Origin of the sequence: Streptococcus suis, assembly GCF_002964045.1 — a bacterium.
GTDB lineage: Bacteria > Bacillota > Bacilli > Lactobacillales > Streptococcaceae > Streptococcus > Streptococcus suis_U.
This window is the reverse complement of the sequence record NZ_POPB01000237.1, coordinates 1-1,640: the sequence shown is the minus strand read 5'-3', so window position 1 is coordinate 1,640 and position 1,640 is coordinate 1. Positions and strand designations below refer to the sequence as shown.

The window sequence follows — 1,640 nt, the reverse complement described above, 5'->3', positions numbered from 1 at the left end:
CTAGCCTAACAGCTTCAAGCCTGTTATCAAATGAAATCATCAACTTACTCAAACATAGTGAAACATCTAATTCTTGACTAAGGTAAGGTGGCTAACTTCATTATAGAACTTTCATTTCCCAAAAGTCCGTTATAAAATCGTTGAAATCCTTGTTAATTGTGTTATAATGAAGAGTATGCAATAAAATTTTAAGGAGAATGACAGAATGTCTGTATCATTTGAAGCAAAAGAAACAAACCGCGGCGTTTTGACTTTCACAATCAGTCAAGATGCAATCAAACCAGAATTGGACCGCGTTTTCAACAAAGTTAAGAAAGATATCAATCTTCCAGGTTTCCGTAAAGGTCACTTGCCACGTGCCGTTTTCAACCAAAAATTTGGTGAAGAAGCACTTTACCAAGATGTTGTAAATGCATTGTTACCAGCAGCTTATGAAGCAGCGGTTGCAGAAGCTGGTCTTGAAGTAGTTGCACAACCAAAAATCGACGTTGTGTCTATGGAAAAAGGTCAAGACTGGACAATCACTGCGGAAGTTGTGACAAAACCTGAAGTAAAATTGGGTGACTACAAAAACTTGGCAGTTTCAGTAGAAGCTACTAAAGAAGTATCAGACGAAGAAGTAGATGCAAAAATCGAGCGTGAGCGCAACAACTTGGCTGAATTGGTCATCAAAGAAGGTCCAGCAGCTGAAGGCGATACAGTTGTTATCGACTTTGTAGGTTCAATCGACGGTGTAGAATTTGACGGCGGTAAAGGTGAGAACTTCTCACTTGGACTTGGTTCAGGTCAATTCATCCCAGGTTTTGAAGCACAATTGGTAGGTCACGCAGCTGGTGAGGAAGTAAACGTTGAAGTTACTTTCCCAGAAGATTATCAAGCAGCTGACCTTGCAGGTAAACCAGCCCTCTTCGTGACAAAAATCCACGAAGTAAAAGCAAAAGAAGTTCCAGCCTTGGATGACGAATTGGCAAAAGACATCGACGAAGAAGTAGAAACACTTGATGAGTTGAAAGCTAAGTACCGTAAAGAATTGGAAGCAGCAAAAGAAGTTGCCTTTGACGATGCAGTTGAATCAGCAGCTCTTGAATTGGCTGTAGAAAACGCTGAAATCGTTGAATTGCCAGAAGAAATGATCCACGAAGAAGTTCACCGTGCAATCAATGAATTCTTGGGTGGTATGCAACAACAAGGTATCTCACCAGATATGTACTTCCAAATCACTGGTACAACTCGTGAAGACCTTCATAAACAATACGAAGCAGATGCTGAAAAACGCACTAAGACAAACTTGGTTGTTGAAGCAGTAGCGAAAGCAGAAGGCTTTGAAGCAACTGAAGAAGAAATCAACAAAGAAATCGAAGACTTGGCAGCAACTTACAAGATGGAAGTGGCACAAGTTCGTAGCTTGCTTTCACCAGAAATGCTCAAACACGACATCGCTGTGAAGAAAGCTGTAGAAGTGATCACAAGCACTGCAACTGTAAAATAATATAGTAAAAATTGGAAACTCGACTTGGTCGGGTTTTCTTTTCTACCATTTGTCAAGTCCATCAAGGTATTTGACGAAAAATATTTTGAGTCTCGTAATCCAAATATGGAAATTATTTTATTTTGGACTAAAGTTTAGTGTAAAAAGGGTA

The 1,640-nt window shown here is 39.7% G+C and carries 1 protein-coding gene; it reads left to right on the top strand.

Annotation, left to right across the window (positions count from 1 at the left end):
- Window positions 1–205 precede the first annotated feature (205 nt).
- Window positions 206–1,489, top strand: coding sequence for a trigger factor (tig, locus tag C1E99_RS02185; protein ID WP_105206450.1), 1,284 nt, complete (start codon window positions 206–208; stop codon window positions 1,487–1,489).
- Window positions 1,490–1,640: the final 151 nt, after the last annotated feature.

Excerpts from the sequence above, each read along its gene's own strand:
- tig (WP_105206450.1), top strand. The coding sequence starts at position 206 with ATGTCTGTATCATTTGAAGCAAAAGAAACAAACCGCGGCGTTTTGACT.